Here is a 24,872-nt window from a genome sequence, read left to right on the forward strand (position 1 = left end):
TTAATCTATTATAATGTACTATACCACCAGACTGTCAGAGCCGGTGCATCCAAAACGCTTCCGTCTCAGACTTTTGTTATGACGTCAAATGAATCTCTGGCAGGCGGGAAAAGCAGCGAATAAATGAGCGTTCCTCCCTCGTATAGCGCCACGGGCAGCTGGAGCAGTGCCATCGGGATCATGTATTTTCTGGATGTTCTGGCAGAACCATACTGATAAAACAGGAAATAGCTGCCGAGATTGAATACGAGTATTATGTAAATGGGAAGCGGTAGCACGAGTCCGTAAAAAATGCATGCTACAAATACCAGGAAGCCGAGCACGCCTGTCCAGCCGACGGCGTATCTGTAGAGGAACCAGTCCATTGTCTTTGCATCAATTTCCCTGATGCGCCTGCTGGACCAGAGTATGGACATGATCCACCTTCTCCTCTGCTTGTAAAAGTCCCTTGCAGAAACCGGAGGTGCTATCATTATGGGATGAGGTATGAAGCCGAAACTGTGGCCGCTCCTCACAATCATCTGTCCCATGATGAGATCATCGGCACCATAAGTACCGTAATCCCAGCCAAGTGCATACTCAACATCCGCCCGTATCACCAGTCCCTCACCGTGAACGGATTTTGGATGCCCTGTAGAATTGAAAAAATGACAGAACGAATCGCAGTTGGAAACTCTTACCATGTCCGCCAGCGTGGAAAGCATGTGGACGCCCGTCTTCCGGAGTCGCAGGTGCCCCTGTCCGGCATGTTCCTCCATCCTGAAAACATGTTCAAGATACTCTTCCGACACCAGAGAATCGTCATCCAGGTGGCAGATGTAGCTTTCGCTGCCATATCCGCAGCCGTGCAGATATTCTATGCCGAACTGCAGCGCCCGCATCTTGTTTCTGGTGTCGTGTGCCGTCATGTAATCTTTTGGCACTATGACCTCTCTGGCAGGGTAGCTGAATCTGTCCCTCTCCTCCTTTATCACAAAGAGTTCTATGTTCAGGTTGTATGAATGCAGCACTGAAAGAATGTGCTCAGCCACACGCGGATTCTGACCGTTTGTTGTCAGCACACACAGGACCCTTCTACCTTCCACTGCCTTTCCGCTGTGGTCGCACTGTGTTGCAAACGTCTTTCTGTATTTCAGCAGAAGCCAGTCCTGCATAAACGCAATAGGGAAATAAAGCACCACGAGTGCCGCCGCGAATATTGTAAGACCGACAGAAAACGCCTGCATTACCTTAATGGAATACTGTCACTGTATTTACGGATTTTTAAACGACTCTCAACATTGTTATCGACTAACACGCGGTTTAAGCCGTCCGTTCCACCTCCCGTATCTATTATAAACAGCTTCGATCATTATCTGCCAGAGCGGGATGCACTATGAGGTCTGCCTGTTTCGCACACTCAGTTGCCGGCTCATGCTGGTGATCCGGACATGTTTCTGAAGGAGATAATGCTTGAAAATTTCAAGTCATTCGGAAGAAAGGTCAGGCTGCCACTTCAGCCTGGATATACGGTAGTTACCGGGCCCAACGGTTCCGGAAAGTCGAACATATCCGATGCCATACTGTTCGTTCTTGGGCCAAAGAGTTCCAAGGTCATCAGAGCTGGAAAGCTGACCGACCTCATCTACAACGGAGGAAAGTCAAAGAATCCTGCATCCTTTGTGACTGTCTCCGTCACATTCGACAACAGCGACCGTTCCATTCCGATAGATGCGGATGAAGTCACGTTTACGAGAACTGTCAAACGCTCCAACGACGGAGAGGGATACACGTCTTACTTCTATGTCAACGACAGGCGCTCATCGCTCACCGAATTCGACACGCTGCTGAGGGAGGCAAAACTCAGCGCAGACGGATACAATTTCGTCCAGCAGGGCGACGTCACAAGAATTATTGAAATGGGAAACACCGAGCGGAGGAGAATACTCGACGACATAGCGGGCATAACTGCCTTCGACACGGAAATAGAAAATGCGGAAAGAGAGAGGGCACAGGTGGAGACCAATCTGCTCACGGCCAATTCGGTGCTTGGGGAACTGAGGCAGGAACTCAGGAAACTCGAGGCGGAAAAGAAGGCAGCGGAGAAGTACGTTGCTGAGAAGAAGAGGCTGGAGGATGCAAGGTTCACGCTGGCCATAAGGAAGATGGCCACCTCAGACGAGGAGCTGAAATCGATTAATTCACAGATCGAGCGCAACACCGTCCAGATTAATGAGCTGACAGAGAAGAACGAATCTTCCAGACTCGAGGTAAGGAAGCTGGTTGACGAGCTCGGTGTTAAAGATCGGGAACTCAACAGTTCCGGAGGCAGGGAATCGAAAGAGTTGAGGGAGAAGCTGGACAACGCCAAAATAGCAAAGGCAAGGCATACAGATGCCGCCGCAACCGCAGGGCAGGAGCTCGATGAGAAAAAGGAGGAGTGCAAAAGGCTCAGGAAGGCTGTCGATGCCGCAGTCAAGGGCATCGCAGAAATGCAGTCCACGCTGGACGCAGACGAGGCCAAACTGAAGAGCTCACAGCATGATAACGCCGCACGCAGGAAGGAACTGCAGGCGCTGGAAAAGAGGATCGGAGAGGGGGACAGCAGGGCTGAAGGCATAAGGAAGGAGATGAACAGACTCGCGGTCAACATAACATCGCTCCAGTCCAGCATTCGCGAATTGCAGCTGGAATCAGACAGACTGAAGGATCGCGCAGATCGTGGCGCCAGGGAGCTGGCGGCACTCGAGGACAGGAAGAACACAAAGGATTTCGAATTCAGAGACATCGCCTGGCAGCTTAAGGAGACTGGCAAGAGCGGAAAGGAGAAGGAAGACGAACTGAAGACGCACCAGGACAGTTTCAACACGAAGAAGAGGCAGGAGTCCTCCCTCGACGGCGCGCTTCGCGAGCTGGAATCCCAGATCAAGCAGGTCACCAGAGAGTACGAGAGGGCAAGAATACAGCAGGAAGCGAAAACGGACATGCGCCTTGGCGGCGGCGGTGCCCTGAGGGCAGTGATGGATGCCAGAGACAGGGGGGAAATCAAAGGCATCTGCGGCACAGTGTCGGACCTCTGCAGTCCGGAGGAAGAGTTTCAGAATGCGGTTTCGGCGGCAGCCGGCCAGAGAATGCAGGCGGTTATAGTGGAAGACGACGGCGTGGCCGCATCGTGCATCGGCATGCTGAAGAGAGGCAATCTGGGCAGACTCACATTCCTTCCGCTGAACAAGATGCTGGAGGGCCGTCCGCGCGGAAAGGCCGTGATGGCAAGGAGCCAGACGATGGGCTTCATCATTGACCACATAGGCTTCGACGAGAAGTACAGGGCGGCGATGTGGTACGTGTTCGGCGACACGCTCGTTGTCAAAAACATTGACGAACTGAGAAAGTTCATGGGTGGCATCAGGCTCGTAACACTCGATGGAGACATAGCCGAAGCAAGCGGTGCCATGGTCGGCGGCTCGATAGACCGCCATGCGAGAGCTGCACCGGACAAGGGCAAGGTGGAGGAACTCGGCGCAAAGCTGAGGGCGCTCACAACTGAGTCGGAGCAAAAATCGGCCGAGCTCAATGCAGTCAGGTCTGAACTCTCCTCCCTCGAGGAAAAGATCAGGCTGCTGAAGGGAAACATGGGAGACGGATCGGTTGCAGTATCAGCCCTCAATTCGCAGAAGTCTCAGATTGAGAAGGAACTCAATGCGCTGGCGATGGAGATCAGGAAGCTCAGGGACTCGCTTGCCGCCGATGAAGCCGGATACAACGCAGCGGCAGCGAAACTCACACAGCTTAAGTCCGAGCAGTCGTCGCTGGAAGCGCAGCTGAAGGCGAGGTCTGAGGAGCTGCTGTCAGATCAGCCGAAGGAGCTTACGGAGAAGATACAGTCGCTCAGGAGTGAGATCGCAGCAGCAGACGAAACCGTGCACGAGCTGAAAGTCGCAATAAGTGCAAATCGCACCGGACTTGAGTACCGCGGCAGGGAAAAAGAGCAGCTGGAGGAGCAATTATCTGCAGCCAGGGAACGTGTTTCGGCCCTCGAGCGCGGCATTAAGGACGATGAGCAGGCCGCGGCCGCACTCCAGATTGAAGTTTCGGCGCTGCAGAGGATGGAAGACGAACTCTTCAGATCGCAGAAGGCGCTGAGAGATCAGCGTGATGCTATTATGCAGGAGAAGATCAGGCTAGAATCAGACATATCCCAGACAGTGGAGCGGATAGATACACTCAGGGATCTTAACATCAGTCTCAAGACAAACATAGTAACTGCCGAAGCCAAGAGGTCCGAGATCCAGCAGGAGATTGAGAATCTCGGCAGGGCCGGAGCGACAAAGCTCGAAGGCGAAATGACGGCGGAGAAACTGCGTGAAACGATTTCCGCAGCGGAGGCAAACATCACCGCCATAGGCGGCGTCAACATGCTAGCCATCGACAATTACGACCACACGCGGTCCAGATGCGAAAGTCTCGAGGGCGAAATAGGCGCATTCACGGAGAAGAAGAAGTCGCTGCTGAATCTCGTGGAGGAGATCAATTCAAAGAAGAGGACAGGGCTGCTGGCAGTGTTCCAGTCAATCAACACCAATTTTGTACAGGTATATGCGCAGCTCTCCGGCGGAAACGAGGGCGAACTCGTGCTCGAGGACGCCCGCGACCCGCTGCAGGGCGGTCTGCTGATAAGAGTGAAGCAGAAAGAGCGCAAGACGCTGAGAATCGAGGCGCTGAGCGGCGGAGAGAAGAGTCTGGCCGCCCTCGCCTTCATATTTGCGATACAGCAGTATGACCCTTCCCCGGTATACTTCCTCGACGAGGTGGACATGTTCCTTGACGGCATAAATTCGGAGGCCGTGGCGAGAATGGTCAGGGGGCTGTCGCACACAGCCCAGTTCCTTCAGATATCGCTCAGGAAAGTCACACTGAACAGCGCCGACAGACTCATAGGCGTAACGAAACAGCTTTCCGGCGTCTCTGAGATATTCCTCAGGGAACTCCCCGAGGAAGAGACGGCCGGTCAGCCTGAAATGCAGGGAGTAGTGGATTCATGAAAACAGCGGACATCGCGGAAACGGAATATGGGGCAATATTCAACGAGCTTCTGTTCCAGAAGTCGTTGCTTGTCGAGGATGAGCGGAAGTATTCCGAAATAGGAAGGTATCTCGAAATAGCAAAGTCGCTTCCGGAGGCGGATCACCATTCCATGAAGGATCCGCTTGAAAAGAGCATCGCAATAACCTTCGAGCTGGTTATGAGCAATCACATGGACCCGAGGTCCATAGATATAGTGAGATTTTCCAGGCTCTATCTTGAGCGGATCGAGAAGGAGAATGCTGTCAACTTCGTCGTCGCGGGCAGATTGATATTCATGGCATGGAACGTGCTCAGGCTGGAAAGCGAGATGATGCTCCGGCGCATAGTCAAGGTGAAGGACGAACAGTCGGAAGTCAATCCAAACTTCTTTTACATCTTCGACGACGATCCGGTGAGCTTTGACGAAGGGTTTGAGCTTGAACCGGCCATTCACTCCAACTTCAGCCGCGAGGTGAGTATCATGGATTTGCTCGATGCATTCAGCGAGGCACAGAATGAAATCGAGGAGCACCTGAACCGTGCATCCGGTGTTCCGCAGAAGACGGAACGGAAGTTCAGCGACAACGCCCACAAGGAAGATCCCGAGAAGGAGATAAATGCAGTGCTCGAAAGGCTCTTCTCCCTCGGCCCCGGTCCCGTGGCATTCTCCGATATGGTTTCAGGCAGGAACGAGTCCGTGACCGTTTTCCTCTCGATGCTCTTTCTCGCCAGGATGGGCAAGATCAGGATATGGCAGGAGGAATCCCCGCCCTGCGAAATATACATGGAGCCGCTTGGACAGCAGCAGTACGTCTCTGTTGAATACACGGCAGAGACGCAGCCTGAGAGCGGCATGTGATGGAGGCATCGCCCGGTGGATGAACGGATGCTTGTCGTGGAAGCCATGCTCTTCTCCTCCGGAAGGCCAATCGCACCTTCGGAAATAGCGGAGGCATCTGGCCTTTCAGTGCAGGACGTGAGACAGTCGCTGAAGAAGCTGAAGCGTGTCTACAGCGGGCGCAGCACGGCGATAGAGATACTCAGGATAGGCGACAAATACTCGATGCAGCTCAGGAAGGATTTTCAGAAGAGCGCAAGGAACATGGCGCCAATGGAGCTGCCAAGGGACGTGCTCTCGGCCATTTCGCTCATAGCCTACTACCAGCCCGTGCTGCAGAGTGAGCTTGCCCGGAAAATAGGTCCGAGGATTTACGACAGCGTTGCAAAACTCCGCGAAATGGGGCTGGTCAACGTGAGGTCAAAGGCACACTCGCTCGAGCTGACCACCAGTTCGCGTTTCGCTGAATTCTTCGGCATCGAGGCGAGGAACAGCGCAGACATCAAGCAGTATTTCGAAAAACTCCTTTCGCAGAGATGACGGCGCGCCCACTCACTTATTGCGCATGCGTTCTCTGATGTACTCCAGCAGCACAACGGCATTGTTGATATCCGGGCTGCTCGAGGAATAGAGCAGCGTCACCGGGCCGGACGAGGCTGCGGAGACCAGTTCACCGACTGCCGCGCCGTTTGAGTCGAGCTCCGCACGGTATCTTCTGCGGAACTCGTCGTATTTCTCCCTGTCGTGGGAGTACCAGTGACGGAGTCCGTCCGACGGCGCTATCTCCTTCATCCAGCGGTCGACGGCTGCTTTTTCACGGGACAGTCCCCTTGGCCATAGTCTGTCGACAAGCACGCGCATGCCGTCTTCCGGCGATGGAGCTTCATACACCCTCTTCATGCGCAGGGTTCCGCGGTGCATGCAGTCAAATGGATGTTCATAAAGAAATACGCTTTCCAGTGTGCTGAAGCGCCCGAGCCGGGATTCGAACCCGGGTCCGAAGATCCGCAATCTTCCAGGATATCCTAGCTACCCCACTCGGGCAGGCGTGTCAGGGAAATCAATGCCTTGCTGTTCTTATTATTATCCATCGGGTTGTACACGGTCCCAATCCGTTTTTTTGCAAAAATACTTAAGCCGTAGAGCATAGAACCACCAGAATCCTTTGGCAGACACGACAAGTGAAAGTGACGGTAACAACCGCGCCGTACTGGCGTCGATTCTTTCATCACGCTTCACTTATGCCCTGAACTGGTACACGGTTTCTCCTGCACTCCTTCTGATGGTTGCGGCCTATGGTGTCAGCAATTCGTACTCCGGCCTCATCATGTCGTCCTTCCTGCTCGCGGTCGGTATATTCCAGATACCCTCGGGAATACTTTCCTCGCGTTACGGCTCCAAACCTGTGGCTATGAACGGCCTTCTCCTCCTGTCCCTCTTCAGCATAGCCACTCCGTTTGCGCCCGATTTCGCTATCCTCCTTCTATTCAGATTTATCGCGGGTATGGGTGCTGCAATGTTTTTTGCGCCAGCCATAGGTATACTGTCGTCCTTCGTTTCTGAGAAGGACAGGACAGGTGCCATCGGCTATTACAACGCGGCATTCCAGATGGGTGCAGGCTTCGCAATTCTGTTCTGGCCGCTGCTTATGCATTATACCGGATGGCGCTCAGGCGTCATCATAGGCGGCGTTCTGTGCCTCGCGACGTACGTCATCAGCATGGCCACTGTGAAGATGGAAAGGGCTCAGGAGAATGCGGCCACGGGAGTGACGCTGCATGAAATTGCGCTGGTGCTGCGTAACAGACAGATATGGATCATTTCCATAGGCTTCATAGGTATCTGGGGCACGTTCACAGCCGCAAGCTCCTATCTGTACATCTATTCTGTAACCTATCTCAGGGTCGATTCCAGTATTGCAAGCATACTCTCGTCACTCATACTGTTCGTCGGTCTCATAGGTGGCGCGATAACCGGTCCGCTTCACAGGCACATAAAGAACGCCCGCACGCTGCTCATTCTGGTTTCCTGTCTGTTCTCCGCATCCCTTCTTCTTTTCCTGATAGACAACATAGTCGCGGCAGCGACAGGCGGCGTCCTGCTCGGCGTGCTCTTCACTGCCGGCGTTTCAATAACATATGCGCTGCCTGCACATATGCGGTCAATCGGACTCAAGAACATACCACTGGCCGTGAGTCTTGTCAACGGAATACAGGTGATGTGCGGATTCTGGGTGCCGTTTGCATTCGGTGCAATCGCATTCAGTTACGGCTTCCATGAAGCATGGGCGGCGATGATTCTGATATCAATCGCATTCGTGCCGCTGTACTTCATTCTGCCAAAAACAATAGGTTGAAGTGTTGCGAACTCAGAGCTTCGGGTGCTTTCTGAATGTCGTCACGTAGCCGGCAATCTTGTTTCTCATCATAGTCGAAGAGACATCTGTGATCTTGCCAACAATCTCTTTGTTATGTTCGAAGCTCTCGGTGAAGAGTCCGGGATAGCTGTTGACAAGTTCGACTGCTACCCTCTTGATGTATGTCGGCCTTATGTTTCCCATTGATATCAGCCTTAAGCAGGAGAGTCGGACATTTCAGTCTGTATTTAAAAGTGTCGGGGGAATAACGGCATCTTCTGGCGCTGTCGTTGCATCCCCATTGATTGAGCGATGCCTGTCGGTCAGTACAGTGCACAGACAGCTTCTGCAGCTACCGCCCGGTGATGCCCTGTGTGTGGGGGGAGGAGGGGGCGCAGTTTTACAGGCACAGTCAACTTTTTGTAATCGGTCTCGATGGCTTCGCCATGGCTGAAATGCTCAGCTCAGCTGATTTCGCAGACGGCGAATACAAGTCAGAAAAGAAGACCGTGGTTATTTTCTATGCCTCATGGTGTCCATTCTGCAGACGTTTCCTGTCAGAACTCGAACGCATCCTTCCAGACGTCGGAGTGCCCACCGCACTGACGGACATTTCTGACATGGAAGATCCTCTCTGGAATGCATTTTCGATCGACGTAGTTCCAACGGCGATACTCTTCCAGAACCACAAACCTGTCGCCAGGCTGGACGGGGTATCGGGTGTCGGTCTTCGTTCGTCCGAATTCAAGGCATTCGCGGAAAAAGCGATTGCTTAATGCCCTGCAGCGTGTTTGTGGCACACTGACAGGAGATGATATGTGATGCAAAACAAGGACGAATCGGATCCGATTCTGCAGATGCTCAGGAATGAAATTGTCGACCTTCAGAGGAGAATCTCCTCCATTGAAGAGAAACTGGATGCAATCGGAAGCAAAACCGATGAGAACCACCGAATGCTTTCTTCCCTGACAGAAACATTGCAGCAGCTCGGTGTTGTGTCCCAGCCTTATCGCAAGAGCAGCGCCGCAGAACACACAATCAACGACAGGGCATACTCCTGAGGCAGACGCCAGACAGGCTCCTGCACGACCGTTAAACAGATTCTCTCGTTTGCGCGTGGCGCATACATGAATCGCAGTCAGCCAGCATACTGTAATTTTTTCTTTCCAGTGTTGCGAAGAATCTCATGGGTGTAATTCGACACGCAAAGATAAAATACGATTTCAGCAGGTGATTGTGTTCATATGGGCCCGGCGGGGAAAGGATTTGGCCATTAACGTGCTCTATGTCGACGACGAAGACGTGCTGCATGAGCCGGTGAAATTACTGCTCGAAATGGATGGAAAGATCCACGTGGACATCGCATCGTCGGCAGAGGAGGGGCTGAAAGCCATTCAGTGTACCGATTATGATGCAATAATATCGGATTATCAGATGCCGCAGATGGACGGTCTGGAGTTCCTGGACAGGATCAGACAGATGCAGATTAAGACTCCATTCATACTTCTCACCGGAAGAGGACGTGAAGAAGTGGCGATGGAAGCTCTCAACAGAGGAGCCAACTATTACTTCCAGAAGGGCGGAGACTTAACCTCCCAGCTGAACGAAATAAAGGATATCGTCAGGGAAAGCAGAATCCAGAGGCTGCTGCAGGAGGATCTTAGGGAAACGAGGGAACTCCTCGAGTCCCTTGTTCAGAATACAGATGATGCCATTCTGCTGTATGACACATCCGGCAGGATACTCAGGGTAAATCCCGCGTTTGAAAGGATGTACGGATGGACTGCGGAAGAAGCCATGGGCATGAAGTTTCCAATGGTGTCCGGGCAGGAAATACACGATATCGAGGACCGCTTCAGGACCGTCGCCGAAACCGGCATATCTGAAAAGTATACCGGAGAGCGCCTCCGGAAGGATGGTTCGAAGTTTTACGCCAGCATGACTATATCGCCAGTCAGGGACTCAAAGGGAAGGATCATATGCATATCCGGCATCGCCCGCGACATCACCGCCCATGTAAAGATGATAGATGAAAACGTACGGCAGCGCGAGTGGTTTGAGACCGCCCTTTCCAGCATTGGGGAGGGGGTTGTCACCACAGACACCGTGGGCAAGGTGCTCTATCTCAATCCTGTCGCTCAGGATATGCTCGGTTTCAGTCAGGACGAAGCATCTGGCAGACCTGTAAAGGAGATCTTCAGAATATTCAGTGAAATGACACAAGCTCCGGCGGAACTGCCTGTTGAAAACGTGCTGAAGAACGGAACAATGGTGGGAATGGCAAATCACACGATTCTCGTCCCAAAGACCGGAAGAGTCCGTTCGATAAGCGATTCAGCGGCTCCGATCAGGGACAGGCGTGGCAGCATCATCGGGTCCGTCATGGTCTTTCGCGACGTTACTATGAGCAATATGAGAGAGAGCGTGAGGATGACGCGCATCGCGGTCAGCGGCATACTCTCTGCCGCCACATCGCTGAAGGAAGCCTCCGTTCCGTTGCTGGAAACAATATGTAAAGGTTCGGGATGCGACATTGGCGAATTCTGGATACCGGAGGAAGGGACTGACAGGCTGCGCCTTGAGCATCAGTGGATATCTCCCGACATCGGCACAGCGGCAGTGGACTTCAGGAAATCATCGGCCGGCCTTTCAGTGCCTGCGGATCAGGGGATTGCAGGCAGGGTCTGGAAAGAGGCACGGCCCGTGCTGGAGACCGATTTTCAGTCAGGTTCAAACCCGCTGAGCGGAAGGGATGCGGTAGACAACCTGCTGAAGGCGGCACTGGCTTTTCCCGTTATTGTCGGAAAGAGCGTGGCGGGAATAATGGTATTCTACAGGACGTTCCAGACCGAATGTGATCATGAGGTCCTGGAAATGCTTGCCGGCATTGGCGACGAAATTGCGCGTTTCCATGCCGGACGCATGTTCGATCAGAAACTAAGGACTGCAATGGAGATGATGGACTCCTACGTGCATAACAGCATGGATGCGATGGCGATCACAGACAGAGAGGGAAAGACACTTAACGTCAATCCTGCATTCGAACGCCTTTACGGCTGGAAACTGGAGGAAATCAGAGGATTGCAGCTTCCGATAATACCACCGACCTCTGAAAGTGATTATCGAAGGGGTGTGGAAGATGCACTTGACGGCAAGAGCAGGAGATTCGACGCTGTCCGGCTCAGAAAAGACGGCACCACTGTTGAAGTTAGCATCAGTCTTTTCCCGCTGCGTGACGAAAACGGCCGCATTTATGCAATAGCTTCGTCCACCAGGGACATTTCGGAGAGCAAGAGGCTGAGTGACGTGCTGCTGCTGCACGACGCGGTGCTGAGGACAACCCCTTACATGTTCCTGATACTCAGCGACGGCAGGGAATCTCCCACCACTGTCGAATTCGCAAACCCGTCGTTCCTGGAGACGACCGGTCTTTCGGAGATAGATGTGGTAGGCACAGGGTTCAGCAAACTGCTCGGGGATTTTGTCTCCGGGTCGGAACTCCGCGCCGTGATGGATTCAATGTCCAGGCTCACAAGTTATGCAGGAGACATGCGTCTCAAGCTCCCTTCAGGTGCTCACATCTGGGTGCACATGGATGTATCGCCTGTGGTCGGACAGGACGGCAAACTGAGTCACTGGGTGTGCGGAATGAAGAACGCAACGGAGGTCATATCCGGCAGGGAGCAGCTGAGGGAAGCGAATGAGAAACTCAAACTCATTGCCAACCTGGACAGGCACGACATACGGAACTCTCTTCATTCCATAAGGATTTTTGCGGAAGCAGGACTTCTTTCCCCTGGCAATGAAAACGCAGCCAGGAGTTTCAAAGGGATAAGCGATGCGGCCCGCCGCATCAGCGACCATATAGAGCAGTTCAGGAGCATCCAGGACAGCATAGAGGATGATGAGGCCGGATGGCAGCATCTCGGCGAGGCAGTTGCACGCGCAGTGTCGGGATTCGATCTCAGGCATGTCAAACTGACGGTGGATGTGGATGGAACCGAAATACATTCATTGCCTTTTCTGGAAAAAGTGTTTCACAATCTTGTCGACAATTCATTGAGGCATGGTGATCATGTGTCCCGCATATCTATCTCTGCATTGTCCGACAACGATGGTCATAAAATAATCTATGAGGACGACGGTGCTGGTATAGCCTCCGAAAAGAAGAAGGGCCTGTTTGCCGGTAATCTCACCGATAAGAGAAAGCATGGACTGTATCTCGTGAGAGGACTCCTTGAATCATGTGGTATGGGGATAAGCGAAACGGGCGAAAGTGGAAAAGGAGCTCGTTTCGAGATTACCGTGCCTGCTTCCTGTTTCCGGACTTCCGGTGCACAATATCAGGCTCCAGCCTGAGAGCGTGCTCTGCATTTTGAGAAGAATGCGTAAGCGCACTTTTCAACGTGAACATAAACTGCTTTATCGCGTAAACCCGTAGCATCAACCTGCTTTCGGACCGGATCGCGAAACTTTATAAGGTAATCATATTGTTTGGTGTACTAAATATTATGAAATCAAAACAAAAGGATTTGGTCGTGGAAGCTCCGGGCGGCAGGACAGATCTCAGGACTTCATGCAGCGCTTTCGTTCTGGAGTTTGTCAGCAGCAGCAGAAGGGAAGCCGCTCTTGAGAAGATTCCAATGCGCCATTCCTTTATTCTGCGGGCACTGCTGAGATATGGCCCCAGGGCAGTCACCGAGATTGCCTCAAGGATGTCTGTGTCGCCCGCAACCGTTTCCGGTATGCTGGACGAGCTCTTTGAAGGAGGCCTGCTCCATCGGGAGCACGGTGTAGATGACCGCAGGCGCGTTCTGATATCGTTGACGGCCAGAGGTCGCAGAATCGCAGAACGCCTGGAGGCGCGGGCGGCTGCCAGCTGGAAAGATCTGGAAAAGAATCTTTCTCCTTCCGACGTGGCCGCCGCAAACAGGGTGCTCAGTAAAATAACATCCGAGCTCAGGCGTCAGAACAGTGAAGGGACGAAGGCCGGGCGCGGAAAAGGCGTTGTTTTAAGAAGAGGAGCAAGAGGAGAAGGAGCAAGAGGAGATAGTGAATTACAATGACATCCACAATCGAAACGCGTGATTTGACAAAGTCTTACGGAAAGTTCCTTGCACTGGATTCGCTCAATCTTAATATCGAAGGCACGAAATGTGTTGGATTTCTAGGACCCAACGGTGCGGGAAAAACAACAACGCTGAAACTCCTCACAAATATGATCTTTCCAACAGCAGGCGAATGTCTCATTAACGGCATTTCCGTCAGAGCGGACAGGAAAAGAGCGCTTGCAGATGCTGGAGTTCTGATAGAGAGCCCGGAAATATATCCTTCCCTTACTCCGAATGAAGCGCTCGGGATGGTTGCGGACCTCCGTGGCGTTCCACCGTCGGATCGCCGTCACCGCATCGAAACGGTTCTTGCCGAAGTGAAGATGTCCGAATGGGCAGATCAAAAGGTTGGCAAGTTCTCGAAGGGAATGAAGCAGAGGATCAATATTGCGGCTGCGCTCGTCCATGATCCGGATGTAATATTGCTGGACGAGCCCACTGCCGGCCTTGACCCGAGAGGGATGGCAGAGGTCCGAGGCATTATACGCACACTGAAGAAGAGCGACAGGTTGATTTTCATGAGCAGTCATATTCTGAGCGAAGTCAGCGAAGTCTGTGATGAAGTCGCGCTAGTCAACAAGGGAAAGCTGCTGTTTTACGACACCCTTGAAAACGTAACGTCCAGATTTGCCAACGATCATGCATCTGTGGACGCCACTCTCGCACGTCCCATCCCCACTGAAAAGATTGCAGGGTTGCTCGGATCTGTCAGCGGAATTCTGGACTGGACCCAGCTCGATCCCAGACGATTGCGCATCCGTTTTTCAGGCGGAACCGACGGTCAGGAGAAACTGCTGAAATCTCTTGTGGATTTGCACATAGGCGTCATAGGTCTTGTCGAGTCAGAGAGCGCGCTTGAGGAAATCTATCTCAGCCAGATTTCACAGGGGGATTGAGATCATCGCAGGCGACACAGCCACAGAACCGCGGACGCATCTGCAGGTCCCGCCTTCCCTTGAGCAGATTCCCAAACTCGCCAGATATCAGCTTCGGGAATACCTCAGATCCAGGCGGTTTGTTTCCCTTGCCGCTATTGTTCTGATCATCGGCCTGATAATCTCCGCTATTGTGGGATACTATCGCGGCGGTCTTGTTTCAGACGCCATGGCGTTTTACGGCTCTTTCTGGGGAGGCGGGATCGGACTGATTGTTGTCCTCGCCGCCGTCTTTTTCGGAGGAGACGCCATAGCCGGAGAATTCCAGAACAAGACCGGCTATTTCCTGATGGGACTCCCAATACGCAGATCGACGGTCTACATAGGTAAGTTCATTGCGGCGTTTATTGCGTCCGTTGCCATGGTCCTCCTTTATCTGGTCATTTTGCTGGCAAATGGAGTGTACTACTTTGGCATCAATGCGTTTCCGTGGCAGCTCGGTCTTTCGCTGATTCTGGCCATCGTTTATCTAAGTTCGGTTCTCGGCGCGACTTTCTTCTTCAGTTCGCTCTTCAAAACGAGTGCCTATGGTTTCGTGCTTACTGCCCTGCTGTTCCTTTTCGGTTTCAATTTGCTCGAAAGTCTGATCTCCGGGCTTGTCAAAATGGAACCGTGGATGGTGATATCGTATGCAAGCTCCACCATCGGCGATGCCTTTGCCCCGGCCATTAACTGGGGTTTCACCGGGACTATATCTCATGTGCACACCGTGATAGGCAGGAGAGTCATTACGACGACTCAGTATGCTGCAGGCATCGGGGAGGGAATTCTCATCATGGTTGCTTATCTCGTGCTTACTGCCATCGCAGGACTCTGGCTGTTTGAGCGGGAAGAGTTCAGCTGAACTGTGCCGTGCGCCATCCCGCGTTCGTGCATGACTGTGCATTATCAACGATGCGCAGCGATGAGATAAATCCAGTTTGCCTGTTGTATAATGCGCCGGACGTCCTGCGCGGCTGCGGGAAGGCCAGTCAATTGACAGGATTGTTCGACTATAGTAGTTTCCACTGACGTCACACATGTCACAGAAAGTCGCCGCTTTGTTGAGGCATCGTTGCGGCGATTTGCCCTGTCGGCATCATTATATGATTCCAAACACTCGCTAAATCGATGTCCTGGATAAAGCCGAACCGGCTCGAAAAAGGCGATAAGGTCGCCATTGTTTCGCCTTCCAGACTGTCTGCTTCCGTTTTCCCAAAGCTGTTCAAGCTCGGCGTAGACAACTTAAGAAGATTCTTTGAGCTGGATCCAATCATTTCGCCTCATGCGACTCTTTCAATCGAACAGGGCTATCTTCACCCCGAACTGAGGGCACAGGATCTTAACTGTGCATTTGAAAATCGCGAGGTGAAGGGCATCATCAGTGCAATAGGTGGTGACGAGTCTGTCAGAATACTCCAGTATCTCGATGGGCATGTCATTAGCGGCTCTCCGAAGTTCTTCTGCGGCTTCTCTGATTGCACTACCATAACAGCTTACCTGGCAAGAAACAGGATGTGCTCGATTTATGGCGGCGCAGTAATGGCCGGATTTGCTCAGATGCACAATTTTCCACGAGAATTTGCTTTGTACTGGCGCAAAATCATGTTTGAAGATTCAACAGGCTTGAAAATGAGACGTTTCCCTGCTTATTCTGAAGGTTATCCAGATTGGGCAAAATCAGGGTCAAACGGCTCCATACACAAATTGAAGAAGTCATATGGATGGAGCTGGTCAGTCGGTGACAGCATGACCGGAAGGATTTTTGCCGCAAACATCGAGGTGTTTGACTGGCTCAGAGGAACTGCCTTTTTCCCTCAAAAGTCAGTATTTGACGATGCCATATTGCTGCTTGAAACATCGGAAGAGGTGCCTTCGCCAGTCACAGTGGAGAGACTGGTCAGAAACCTCGGGATTGGCGGAATCCTCGAAAGGATCAATGGACTCGCGTTTGGGCGGTTCAGAGGCTATCCAACGCGCCAGAGAAAGGATGTCATGAAGAGAGTTGCCAGGGTACTGTCCACTGAATTTGGCCTCTCCGAAACGCCTCTGATGGAAGGCATCGATTTCGGGCACACAGATCCCTACTTTCCAATTCCTGTGGGTGTAAGGGCCAGGATTGCGAATGATGAAATTGAACTGCTCGAGTCATTTGCAAAGTGATTGTACAGTTGTGGAAAAACCAATGAGTTTTCGGAAATGACCATTATTGGCGTATGATCCTCAGGGATTTCAAACGAAGTTTCCTGCACATCTGCCGCAGGAACACTTTTCTTTCTATCATGTGCACTTGCCCACAACTCTCATCATACTCTGGCGTGATTGTCGGTGATACGCACAGTCCAAGTATTGGAGTCCAGAGGAGAGCGGAAGTGTTTCATTAGATCCGCTTTTTTTACGACACCATTTCTTCTCAACATACTTTCTGCTCTCAATCTGTTTCAGCTATCTGGTTCGAGGAACCCGATTGAATGATGTAACAACCGCTATCGTTCACTCAGATAATCTGATTTTGCACACATATTTTTGATACATTGTCCGTTGTAAAGGTGAGCGGTTATGGCATCTTTATTACTGTGAAACTCGATCACAAATCAGGGTAAAATGGGAATGCGCATAAAAATAAACGTGTTTAGCACATTTGGTTTCCTTAGGTCGACCTCATTTTATCGCCTTTGTAGAAAACACATTTTTGTGTTTTACCAATTTCTCTGTCCAGATTACGATAATCTGAGTCAGAGTTTTGCAGGGCAATGCGTGCGGGCGGTGAAATAACAGTGTGGGAGCAGCGCAGGAAGGTTACAGCGCTGATTTCTGTTCTGCTGGTCATCATAATGGCGATGGCTGCAACCGAATTAGGTTTTCCTGCAAAAAAAGGGGCCGTCCAAGTCCTGTATTCTCATGGAATGAGGCTTTATGGTCTCAATAGCAGCACCTTATCGGAATACAACATAGTGGTGAACGTCACGGGCAACATAACGTTGCGTGGCACATGGTCATCACCCTGGCATATTCTTGCCGACCTGGGACTGAATGCGATACTCCAAGGCAACAGCACGTCGATCACAAATGCAATTTGCATAGTAAACAGAACAGGACCACAGATGGCTTTCTTTTTGGGTTTCCCACCTAAGCCAGCTTCATTACCGACAAATGGATCGTTCAGTATAACTGTCACATTCCACAACAGGAGCAGCTTCAGGATGTCCGGCTGGTATACAAGTGTGAACAACGGAGCGGTTTCATTAAACGAAAGTGCGTTGCTTCCTTTAATTGCAATGAAGTATGGTCTGTTGCTCTCATTTGCGTTCATTTATCCGGCAGAAAACGTTCAACCGCCGCCTTATCTGGCAATTAACCAGAATTTTGAAACGATATCAAATTAAGGCGCAGGTTTGCGACGGGCCCTGTCTAACTTGGATTTTCACGCTTGGTCGTACCTGATTTTTGAAAGAATTCCAGATAATATATCGCTTTCTGCCTACCTCGCCCGCCTACTTTTATATGACTATGTCGGGTGATGGTCCGCTCGCGTTCGTAATACTATTTCTGCCGACCCTATCGACTTACATATGCCGTTGCACATGGTGCATTGGCCGTCGCTACGTGTGAGTATGTCTGTCTCAATTCTGACTGTAGCGTCGAAGTCATCCCCCTACGCTGTAATGCGCACCGCTGCATGTCAATAGCGCACGGCGGTGGCACGGGCATCGAGATATGGCGCTTACGGGTCCATGAACGCAGAGTCTCATCGATGTTGTTTTGCTGTGGGGCATATACTTATCCGGTGATGTCGGTATGGGGGTAAGAACTTCGTTGGCGCAACCATTTTCAGCATATCAATACATACCTGAGCGATGGCGGATGAACGAGAGAGTTCCTTCGGACAGAAGCGCAATAGATGAGCCGTCGTCCCGCGGATTCAGTGCTCCGGTCGGGGAACATGCCGGAACCGGCAACAGTGATGAAAATATGGAAAGTCAAACAAATCCTCGTGGCTTGAAGCGGGAAAGCTCAGCACAACTGAAGGCATCAGAATGGGCGATCGGGCTGAACGGTCTTCTGCTGATTGCTGTTTTTATTTACACACATTCAGTGCTGTTTCTTCCATTTGGAATCACGTTTGCGCTGCTGTCACTGAGGCTGTATCTGGGATCCAGGTGTCCAGTGTTGTGGAGCGTGCTTATCATACTGATTTCGCTGAATATCGTGGCAATTGGATTCCCGATATTCATGCCACTGGCCATACCTGCACTTGCGGGCGCAATTGTCGTGTTTCTTCACAATGTACATGCGCCTAATAATGCGGAAATTTGAACCGTTCTTAGGTGCGCACACAGCAAGACCGGTTAATGCAGCCGTTGTTATCTATCACGTTTCTGTTCCAAACTTGGGAAACACATTTGACGCGGCATTGGGTGATTATTGCATCACTCCCGTCAGCGGTGCCCAACCAGTGAGAACAACTGAAAAGTGAGTTGGTGGTTGAAAGGCCTCATGATGGTATATCCTCCTTAACGTGTTTCTTTCAGTGCTCTCGAACAATTGGAATGGCAGATATGAAGGAGATGAATGAGCCGCGCAAACTCCTCGTGACTCATACCTGTGTTTGTGTTACCCCGCTGAGTAACGACAGAAACAGAGGCAAACTTCTGCATGAATTCGTCGCTATCATCCGGAAGTGCGAGACTGGCATGGAGAGGCAATGAAAAGGTGGATTTCAGCCATCAAGGCCAGTCATTAAACTGGTGCTGTGTGAAACAACAGAGCAAACTTTATAATTTAATAGAGACGATTAAGAAAGTGAATCTGAATGACGGCCAGGAAAGTGTTTGCAGCTGGTATGGCTGTCGCCATTATTGCGGGCATGTTGTCAATCTCATACTACGCCACAAGACCGCATTACGTACCTCCAAGGTTGCAAGTGGTCGATGGTAACGGCAGTTATCTGGTTGAGGGAAATTTTTCAGGCTGGTATGATTATAACTCTCCGGGATTCAATTTCTCCACCAATACTTCAATTGGTCAGACCAGCTATTCTGTTTCCTCATTCAGCATGAGAATACAAACATCCTTGTATAATTATTCTCTGGGTGGTGCACAGGGGAATTATTTCGACATCGGAGTATCGTTCTTAGTCAGTGCTCATCTGGCACCCAATATCGATCCAAGTTCATTGGTGATAGTGGCAAATGATACGGGTTTTCAGACAAGCAAAGTTATTCAATTGTCTTTTGATCCCTATCCATGGGGAAATAATACAAACACGTCTTATCACATGATGAACGACTACGTTGTTATAGCTGGTATTGGCTCAGTTTACGCACCCATCTCGCTTGTCAATCAGACGATAGCCTCGAAATGGCATAATTTTGCATTTTTTGCCGGTTTCGATATTATGATCTGGCCAAACACAGATTTCGGCATTCACCACTTCGGTTTTCTTGCCAATCTTAAGGGACTCGGTGTCCCTGTTTATGTTTGCGCCAACATAACATATGTGCAACAGTAAACGGAGGAATCGTTGGAATAAAGAGCCACAGCAGGCTGCGATGAGGATATATGTGGACCCAGCGGGATTTGAACCCGCGGCCTCCTGCTGTTTTGTTGCCTGTTCAGGCATTGCAAAGCAGGCGATCTTCCGGGCTGATCTATGGGCCCTCGGCCCCTGAGAATTTTGTCGACGCATATATATGTTTCATAACATCAGTCAGTAAAGCCCCGACATGTTGTCAGCCGTTGAGGCTCTATGCGCGTGACGGGGCATATTGGTGAAGGAATCCGATGAGTTCGGTTAACAGGAAGCCGGTACGCAGGAAAAACGCAGACGCATACGGTCATCTGGTCCATGGTGCAGGCTGGTCCCTGATTCTTCTGACGCCTGTCAACATAATCATTTTCCTGACAGGATTTCTGCTTTTTCATTATGGTAATCAATCGTACCTTCTGCTTTTCTCATACGTAATCGGCGGTTCAATCTCATGCACTATTGCCGGTGCGGTCCTGCTTGCCGACCAGAGGCGCCGGAAAAGTTCTGAAGCAGAATCCGTCAGCAAGGAGCGCAAAGAGAGCATCCTGTGCAATGTGTGCGGTGCGATTGTTCCCTATGGAGAGGCTTCCTGTCCAGTCTGCCTTTCAAGACTACTGAAAGCATGTGCATCATGTGGCGTCCTGAGCGCTATCAATGTCCGGAACTGTCCACGTTGCGGAAATGCACTGTGACTTCAGCGCCTTCCTTTCCTCATTGTCGTCACTACATAGACCACAACGCCGATAACCACGATGTCGCCGACTATAAATATTGCGAGATATGGCACCGGGCTGATCTGATTTACCACATTGAATATCACCGGTCTCGAAGTTATCGGCGTAGAGGTTGCGTTTATCGTCAGTGTGGCGCTGATTGAATACTGGCCGGTGGTCACAACACCTCCTGCGGGAAATTCAACAGACACCAGATAGCTCACATAACCTGTGGTGCCGCCGTATCCGTAAATGTTGGATGCGCTTCCGTTGTGCTTTGCAACAGTCTGCAGGAAACCGCCGGTGCTCAATATTGTGCCAGTACCGTTAAACGCCGCGTTTGTCACAGCCGCGCCATTGGACCTGGCTATTGCAAGAGTGATGGTCGAGGAACTTGCGATAGTGGTGACTTGCTGAAGATTGATTGTCACATAAAACGAATATGAGTGATCGAGCGCCATGGTGCCGGGCAGATTGTTCAGACCGATGGTCTGTCCGGATGCAGGTGGTGCCGCAAGTTGTATAACCAGAACGGCAACTACCGCGGTTATTGCAATTGCAATAATCCCATTTCTGAGGCTCTTAAGCAAGATCTGATTTCCCCTTTCAGTTTACCTGATACAATTCTGTACAATTATAAATATCTGTCATCCGCAGATTTTGCATGTGAAATCGTCACAACCTGCATGCGGCAGTGTCATGATCTGGCGATTGCCAGTCTCTTTTCCGACGCGGCAGAAGCGAACGGTAAATTATGACGTGCGGGCGATTTCCGTCCCTTTTCTGCTGCAGCCGTGAAATAGATCAGCACGGCAGCTGATTTCCTTGCTGAAGTGTGCGCGCAGCTGCAAGTTTTTCACAGCAGCCAAACGCGTACATGGACGGGCCATCTCGGAAGAAAGCATTTTATCTCTGTCATCACAATAGGGCTCCGGGGTGGAGATGTGCTCCAGGAAGCCTCTGAACTGATAGGAAGACAATGTTATACGAACATGGGAATGTATCTCGGAAGCGTGACAAATCTCGTCATCGATGTGGACAGCGCGAAGATCGACGGCATATTCATATCCGACACGAATCCATTGCTTGTGGAAGGAAGCAGGCCGGTCAATGTACCATACAGGTGGATTAGCAACGTCGGAGACATAATACTGCTGAAATACTTCCCAAAACGGGTCGGCGGAAAGGAAAAGGCCGTTGCCTGATTACCGCCGTCCTGAAACGGTTTTGCCCCTCGGGTTAGGCAGTATTTTTAACCTGCCGCCCATATCTGTTTTTTCCCATTTTCCCTCTGTGATCCTGTCCAGGAACAGGGCAAGAGCTGCTACTTCGGAATGAGGCTGATTGCCTATTGCAATGTTGAAGTCCGACATTGTGTAGAGTTCCGGAGGTACCTTCTCGGAACCGACGATAACCATCATGTCACCGGACGCATCGATGCGCTCCCTGACTTCTGCGAATCTCTCGCCGTACATCGTCAGGTGCACTTTCAGGCCCCTGAAGTCCCGAAGCAATTTCTTCCAGTCGTGCACATATGTAACCTGGAAACTTCCGCCAAAATTTTCCGCCACTTTACGGACCCGGTCACACAGACCTTCGTCCCTCGTGGTGATAATCATTGAGGAGGCGCCGAAACACCTCGCCACGAGCGCGACATGCGTTGTTATTCTCTTGTCCCGTTCCGGTCTGTGGCCGAGCCTGAGGACTGTAATCATCCGAACTGTTGACTCCTCAAAGCTCCTCTTTAAGTTTTTCAACTCTGTGTCCGCGCAAGTCCAGCCTGATGGACCTCTTGACTATGCTCTTGAGCATTGTTGAAGTCATGCCGAGGCTCTCCGCCACATCGCCCGCAAATTTTCCCTCCGCGCCTATCTCCTCCAGTATCCTCTTTTCAATCCGCCTGAACTCTGCCTCAGGCATCATCGCAATGGACAGGACATCGCTTATTTCGTATACCGGCCACGTCACGCTTATGTGGAATGAAGAATAGTATGTATGATATGCTTTTTCAGGCTGCGGAGACTTGTTTGAAGACTCCCATCTTGTTTCGACGAGCTTCATCTTTTCAAGGAATTTGAGTGCTTCCCTTCCCTCTTTTCCATATTTTTCCTCTATCTCTTTAGCGGTTCTCCACTCGAGTGTTACTTCCTTCAGAACCTGTCTCTTTGCTTCCGTATCCACGGCCCTCAGCATAGGCACGAGATCGGACGGTTCGTTTATGACCTTCATTCGGTTCATGTCAACCTCTATCTGCATCTGTAATATAAATCGGTATTGTGGAATTTTATTTTTTCCACATTATATAGTATGTCACTTTATGCTCATATAGGTTACGAGCATGGCCACGGCTGGAAGCACGGACATCAGGAAATCATCGTCTATACTTCTGAACTTCATTCTTTCGGATAACCAGGCGACGGTTGAGCCCGTAAACCCCATGGAAAGCGGCACGACCGGCGGCTGATAGTGGATCAGCAGCAGCGTCGAGAACATGATGAATGAGATCGGCCAAATTATGTTCGCCAGTTTCCCTTGCTCCAGGTGCCTGAGTTCGCCTGCAAGCGGATCCATGAAGGCTACGCCAAGTAATGCCGGCAGCGCGATCGGCAGCGGGAAAAATAGCACAACAGTGCATATGCCCATGAATGCCCATGAAAAACTGCTAAGTCTGGAGTATTCGTAAGGCCTGAGGCCGACAATCCTGATGTTCAGGTGTAGTCTAACGGCCTCGAACGACAGTATGACCATCAGCAGCAGGATCAGTGCTTCGTCTTTTGGGAGGCCGGGCATTATCTGCGCCGGTATGATGTAGTAAACGACGCCTAATACCAGCAGGCAGTGTACAATCCTCCTCAGTGCCCTGGACCTGTCCATGAACATGGATTTCCTTTCCGCTGATAAAACTATATGGTTCAGTTATCTCCCGCGATGACGCATCGTTCTGGAAAAGGTTATATCATTTCATGCATAGGATAATATGGAGCATGATTCGAATCTGAGGGAAGCGTGAAATTGTGAATATATGTGTTAATACCCAGACGCCACTTGTCAGGTTCAGAATCAGCGCGCCCGATCTTATCGAGAAATACGGCATCCTGCCAGAAGTCATTGATCTTAGCACGCTTTCAGAGGGAGAGGACTTCTCTTATTCGCCGGGTGGCGTCACTGCAATGGTTTATCCTCTGCTGAAAAAGATGAAAGGCAGCGGCATCGTGGACAGAGCCATGTGGGTCTCTCTCTCGCCTGAATCTCCGACGGAGATAACGACGGGGGACATCACATTCGTGAATATCGATCTGGGCAGGCACGACGCAGAGCGCTATGTCAGGTTCAAGGATAAATTGTGGAATGAGATACACGGTACAGAACGGATGTCGTTTGTCGCCGACGAGTATCTTTCCTTCAACCTGTACAGCTGGAAGACCGCTGACGTCCTGCTGCAGAATCTGGCAAATTTCGACCTTTTCTACATACATGATTTTCAGCAGCTTCAAATCGGAAATTTTGTCGGTCCGTTTGCCCCTGCCGTTTACCGCTGGCACATACCGGCCAATCTGGATAATGTGAGCGGCAATGTCAGGAAATTCATCGTCAGGAACATGGAAGCATACGATGCAATGATTGTCAGCACAAGGAAAGATCTGGAAGCTCTTTTCAGATCCGGTTACAGAGGGGAGGCGTATCAGATATACCCCCATATTGACGAGAGTGACTGGCATGCGCCCGATGCCCATGACATCGAAGAATTTCTAGCCAGAACGGGACTGAAAAACGGGGAAAGATTTTTCCTGACTGTCGCCAGGATGGATCCGATGAAGGGACAGGACGTGGCCATCAGGGCAATGAAGCACCTGCAGTCGTCGTTTCCCGACATGAAGCTGCTGCTGGTAGGAAACGGCAGCTTCTCCGGCAGTTCCACCGGCGGTCTCAGTTCCTCCAAATCAAGTAACTGGAAAAAGAAGCTCAGCCAGATTATATCCGAAAACGGCCTGGAGGGAAAGGTTCTGATGATCGGCCATCTAGAGGACAGGCTCGTCCGCGCCGCTTATCATCTCTGCGAATGCCTCATATTGTCTTCAGGAGCCGAAGGGTTCGGCCTCGTCACCGTGGAAGCATGGCGCATGAGGCGACCGGTGATTGTGAGCACCGGATGCGGCTCTTCGGAGCTCGTTGTGGAAGGAATAAACGGATTCACCTTTCCTCCTGGCGACGATGGCGCGCTGGCTGAAAGAATGAAGAAATTGCTCAAGGGGGATAAGGCAGGCGAAATGGGCAGCATGGGTTACGAAGCATCCAAGCAGTGCTACGTAGACAGCGCAGTGAAGAAACTCGTGCCAATATTTGAGAAAGTCATTTCGCGTTACTGA

The 24,872-nt window shown here is 51.1% G+C and carries 24 protein-coding genes and 2 tRNA genes; 17 read left to right on the plus strand and 9 right to left on the minus strand.

Features of this window, described 5'->3' with window-relative positions:
* Nucleotides 1–65: 65 nt before the first annotated feature.
* The gene (locus KIS30_04280) at nt 66–1,226 is read right to left on the minus strand and encodes a glycosyltransferase (protein ID MBX8645961.1); all 1,161 of its coding nucleotides are present in this window, start codon (nt 1,224–1,226) and stop codon (nt 66–68) included.
* A gap of 204 nt (nt 1,227–1,430) precedes the next feature.
* Here KIS30_04280 and smc point away from each other — a divergent pair, with 204 nt between their 5' ends.
* From smc to KIS30_04295, 3 genes are read left to right on the plus strand one after another with little or no spacing between them, the layout of a single operon-like run.
* Nucleotides 1,431–5,021 carry a chromosome segregation protein SMC gene (gene smc, locus KIS30_04285; GenBank protein ID MBX8645962.1) on the plus strand — a complete coding sequence of 1,197 codons (3,591 nt, stop codon included), beginning with the start codon at nt 1,431–1,433 and terminating at the stop codon, nt 5,019–5,021.
* Entirely contained in the window at nt 5,018–5,902 is an 885-nt protein-coding gene (locus KIS30_04290) for a hypothetical protein (protein ID MBX8645963.1), read from the plus strand. Before smc ends, KIS30_04290 begins: the two co-directional genes overlap by 4 nt.
* 27 nt (nt 5,903–5,929) lie before the next feature.
* Nucleotides 5,930–6,421, plus strand: coding sequence for an SMC-Scp complex subunit ScpB (locus KIS30_04295; protein ID MBX8645964.1), 492 nt, complete (start codon nt 5,930–5,932; stop codon nt 6,419–6,421).
* A gap of 12 nt (nt 6,422–6,433) precedes the next feature.
* Here the strand turns inward: KIS30_04295 and KIS30_04300 are convergent, their stop codons facing one another.
* The gene (locus KIS30_04300) at nt 6,434–6,802 is read right to left on the minus strand and encodes a DUF488 domain-containing protein (protein ID MBX8645965.1); all 369 of its coding nucleotides are present in this window, start codon (nt 6,800–6,802) and stop codon (nt 6,434–6,436) included.
* A 49-nt stretch (nt 6,803–6,851) separates the two neighbouring features.
* A tRNA-Arg gene (locus KIS30_04305) sits at nt 6,852–6,925 on the minus strand.
* Nucleotides 6,926–7,046: 121 nt separating this feature from the next.
* Here KIS30_04305 and KIS30_04310 point away from each other — a divergent pair.
* Nucleotides 7,047–8,237 carry an MFS transporter gene (locus tag KIS30_04310; protein MBX8645966.1) on the plus strand — a complete coding sequence of 397 codons (1,191 nt, stop codon included), beginning with the start codon at nt 7,047–7,049 and terminating at the stop codon, nt 8,235–8,237.
* A gap of 12 nt (nt 8,238–8,249) precedes the next feature.
* On the opposite strand, the gene KIS30_04315 is transcribed toward KIS30_04310, so the two are convergent.
* On the minus strand, nt 8,250–8,441 hold the full coding sequence (locus KIS30_04315) for a 30S ribosomal protein S17e (GenBank protein MBX8645967.1): 192 nt from the start codon (nt 8,439–8,441) through the stop codon (nt 8,250–8,252).
* Nucleotides 8,442–8,602: 161 nt separating this feature from the next.
* Between KIS30_04315 and KIS30_04320 the strand changes: the two genes are divergently transcribed.
* From KIS30_04320 to KIS30_04365, 10 genes are all read left to right on the plus strand, one after another.
* Complete coding sequence (locus KIS30_04320) at nt 8,603–9,013, plus strand: thioredoxin family protein (GenBank protein ID MBX8645968.1); 411 nt, start codon at nt 8,603–8,605, stop codon at nt 9,011–9,013.
* 42 nt (nt 9,014–9,055) lie between these two features.
* A complete protein-coding gene (locus KIS30_04325) occupies nt 9,056–9,298 on the plus strand; it encodes a hypothetical protein (protein MBX8645969.1) in 243 nt (80 codons plus the stop codon).
* A 169-nt stretch (nt 9,299–9,467) separates the two neighbouring features.
* Nucleotides 9,468–12,596: a PAS domain S-box protein gene (locus KIS30_04330; GenBank protein MBX8645970.1), complete on the plus strand. Its 3,129-nt coding sequence runs from the start codon at nt 9,468–9,470 to the stop codon at nt 12,594–12,596.
* 152 nt (nt 12,597–12,748) lie between these two features.
* Nucleotides 12,749–13,303 carry a MarR family transcriptional regulator gene (locus KIS30_04335; protein MBX8645971.1) on the plus strand — a complete coding sequence of 185 codons (555 nt, stop codon included), beginning with the start codon at nt 12,749–12,751 and terminating at the stop codon, nt 13,301–13,303.
* Nucleotides 13,300–14,244 (plus strand): ABC transporter ATP-binding protein, encoded by a 945-nt coding sequence (locus KIS30_04340; GenBank protein ID MBX8645972.1) that lies wholly within the window; start codon nt 13,300–13,302, stop codon nt 14,242–14,244. Before KIS30_04335 ends, KIS30_04340 begins: the two co-directional genes overlap by 4 nt.
* Nucleotides 14,204–15,127 carry an ABC transporter permease gene (locus KIS30_04345; protein MBX8645973.1) on the plus strand — a complete coding sequence of 308 codons (924 nt, stop codon included), beginning with the start codon at nt 14,204–14,206 and terminating at the stop codon, nt 15,125–15,127. Before KIS30_04340 ends, KIS30_04345 begins: the two co-directional genes overlap by 41 nt.
* A gap of 266 nt (nt 15,128–15,393) precedes the next feature.
* Entirely contained in the window at nt 15,394–16,425 is a 1,032-nt protein-coding gene (locus KIS30_04350; protein MBX8645974.1) for an LD-carboxypeptidase, read from the plus strand.
* A gap of 590 nt (nt 16,426–17,015) precedes the next feature.
* On the plus strand, nt 17,016–17,648 hold the full coding sequence (locus tag KIS30_04355; GenBank protein ID MBX8645975.1) for a hypothetical protein: 633 nt from the start codon (nt 17,016–17,018) through the stop codon (nt 17,646–17,648).
* Nucleotides 17,649–18,126: 478 nt separating this feature from the next.
* Nucleotides 18,127–18,579 (plus strand): hypothetical protein, encoded by a 453-nt coding sequence (locus KIS30_04360; protein ID MBX8645976.1) that lies wholly within the window; start codon nt 18,127–18,129, stop codon nt 18,577–18,579.
* A gap of 496 nt (nt 18,580–19,075) precedes the next feature.
* Nucleotides 19,076–19,774, plus strand: a complete 699-nt coding sequence (locus KIS30_04365) for a hypothetical protein (GenBank protein MBX8645977.1) — start codon at nt 19,076–19,078, stop codon at nt 19,772–19,774.
* A gap of 53 nt (nt 19,775–19,827) precedes the next feature.
* Here the strand turns inward: KIS30_04365 and KIS30_04370 are convergent.
* Nucleotides 19,828–19,923: transfer RNA gene (locus tag KIS30_04370), tRNA-Ala, on the minus strand.
* Nucleotides 19,924–20,046: 123 nt separating this feature from the next.
* Here KIS30_04370 and KIS30_04375 point away from each other — a divergent pair.
* Nucleotides 20,047–20,484 carry a hypothetical protein gene (locus KIS30_04375; GenBank protein MBX8645978.1) on the plus strand — a complete coding sequence of 146 codons (438 nt, stop codon included), beginning with the start codon at nt 20,047–20,049 and terminating at the stop codon, nt 20,482–20,484.
* Nucleotides 20,485–20,486: 2 nt separating this feature from the next.
* Here the strand turns inward: KIS30_04375 and KIS30_04380 are convergent, their stop codons facing one another.
* Nucleotides 20,487–21,095: a hypothetical protein gene (locus KIS30_04380; protein ID MBX8645979.1), complete on the minus strand. Its 609-nt coding sequence runs from the start codon at nt 21,093–21,095 to the stop codon at nt 20,487–20,489.
* A gap of 354 nt (nt 21,096–21,449) precedes the next feature.
* On the opposite strand from KIS30_04380, the gene KIS30_04385 reads away from it, so the two are divergent.
* Nucleotides 21,450–21,710, plus strand: coding sequence for a PRC-barrel domain-containing protein (locus tag KIS30_04385; GenBank protein ID MBX8645980.1), 261 nt, complete (start codon nt 21,450–21,452; stop codon nt 21,708–21,710).
* Here the strand turns inward: KIS30_04385 and KIS30_04390 are convergent, their stop codons facing one another.
* From KIS30_04390 to KIS30_04400, 3 genes are all read right to left on the minus strand, one after another.
* Nucleotides 21,711–22,220, minus strand: coding sequence for a tRNA (cytidine(56)-2'-O)-methyltransferase (locus KIS30_04390; protein MBX8645981.1), 510 nt, complete (start codon nt 22,218–22,220; stop codon nt 21,711–21,713).
* A 16-nt stretch (nt 22,221–22,236) separates the two neighbouring features.
* On the minus strand, nt 22,237–22,743 hold the full coding sequence (locus KIS30_04395; GenBank protein MBX8645982.1) for an ArsR family transcriptional regulator: 507 nt from the start codon (nt 22,741–22,743) through the stop codon (nt 22,237–22,239).
* Between the two features lie 72 nt (nt 22,744–22,815).
* Nucleotides 22,816–23,379: a hypothetical protein gene (locus tag KIS30_04400; protein MBX8645983.1), complete on the minus strand. Its 564-nt coding sequence runs from the start codon at nt 23,377–23,379 to the stop codon at nt 22,816–22,818.
* A 140-nt stretch (nt 23,380–23,519) separates the two neighbouring features.
* Here KIS30_04400 and KIS30_04405 point away from each other — a divergent pair, with 140 nt between their 5' ends.
* On the plus strand, nt 23,520–24,872 hold the full coding sequence (locus KIS30_04405; protein MBX8645984.1) for a glycosyltransferase family 4 protein: 1,353 nt from the start codon (nt 23,520–23,522) through the stop codon (nt 24,870–24,872).

Origin of the sequence: Candidatus Sysuiplasma acidicola (assembly GCA_019721035.1) — an archaeon.
In the GTDB taxonomy this organism is placed as follows: Archaea; Thermoplasmatota; Thermoplasmata; order Sysuiplasmatales; family Sysuiplasmataceae; genus Sysuiplasma; species Sysuiplasma acidicola.

Excerpts from the sequence above, each read along its gene's own strand:
- KIS30_04375 (MBX8645978.1), top strand. The coding sequence starts at position 20,047 with ATGAGTTCGGTTAACAGGAAGCCGGTACGCAGGAAAAACGCAGACGCA.
- KIS30_04360 (MBX8645976.1), top strand. The coding sequence starts at position 18,127 with ATGAACGAGAGAGTTCCTTCGGACAGAAGCGCAATAGATGAGCCGTCG.
- KIS30_04395 (MBX8645982.1), bottom strand. The coding sequence starts at position 22,743 with ATGAACCGAATGAAGGTCATAAACGAACCGTCCGATCTCGTGCCTATG.
- KIS30_04350 (MBX8645974.1), top strand. The coding sequence starts at position 15,394 with ATGTCCTGGATAAAGCCGAACCGGCTCGAAAAAGGCGATAAGGTCGCC.
- KIS30_04340 (MBX8645972.1), top strand. The coding sequence starts at position 13,300 with ATGACATCCACAATCGAAACGCGTGATTTGACAAAGTCTTACGGAAAG.
- KIS30_04315 (MBX8645967.1), bottom strand. The coding sequence starts at position 8,441 with ATGGGAAACATAAGGCCGACATACATCAAGAGGGTAGCAGTCGAACTT.
- KIS30_04365 (MBX8645977.1), top strand. The coding sequence starts at position 19,076 with ATGACGGCCAGGAAAGTGTTTGCAGCTGGTATGGCTGTCGCCATTATT.
- KIS30_04355 (MBX8645975.1), top strand. The coding sequence starts at position 17,016 with ATGCGTGCGGGCGGTGAAATAACAGTGTGGGAGCAGCGCAGGAAGGTT.
- KIS30_04280 (MBX8645961.1), bottom strand. The coding sequence starts at position 1,226 with ATGCAGGCGTTTTCTGTCGGTCTTACAATATTCGCGGCGGCACTCGTG.
- KIS30_04400 (MBX8645983.1), bottom strand. The coding sequence starts at position 23,379 with ATGGACAGGTCCAGGGCACTGAGGAGGATTGTACACTGCCTGCTGGTA.
- KIS30_04300 (MBX8645965.1), bottom strand. The coding sequence starts at position 6,802 with ATGCACCGCGGAACCCTGCGCATGAAGAGGGTGTATGAAGCTCCATCG.
- KIS30_04320 (MBX8645968.1), top strand. The coding sequence starts at position 8,603 with ATGCCCTGTGTGTGGGGGGAGGAGGGGGCGCAGTTTTACAGGCACAGT.
- KIS30_04390 (MBX8645981.1), bottom strand. The coding sequence starts at position 22,220 with ATGATTACAGTCCTCAGGCTCGGCCACAGACCGGAACGGGACAAGAGA.
- KIS30_04295 (MBX8645964.1), top strand. The coding sequence starts at position 5,930 with ATGCTTGTCGTGGAAGCCATGCTCTTCTCCTCCGGAAGGCCAATCGCA.
- KIS30_04290 (MBX8645963.1), top strand. The coding sequence starts at position 5,018 with ATGAAAACAGCGGACATCGCGGAAACGGAATATGGGGCAATATTCAAC.
- KIS30_04335 (MBX8645971.1), top strand. The coding sequence starts at position 12,749 with ATGAAATCAAAACAAAAGGATTTGGTCGTGGAAGCTCCGGGCGGCAGG.
- smc (MBX8645962.1), top strand. The coding sequence starts at position 1,431 with ATGTTTCTGAAGGAGATAATGCTTGAAAATTTCAAGTCATTCGGAAGA.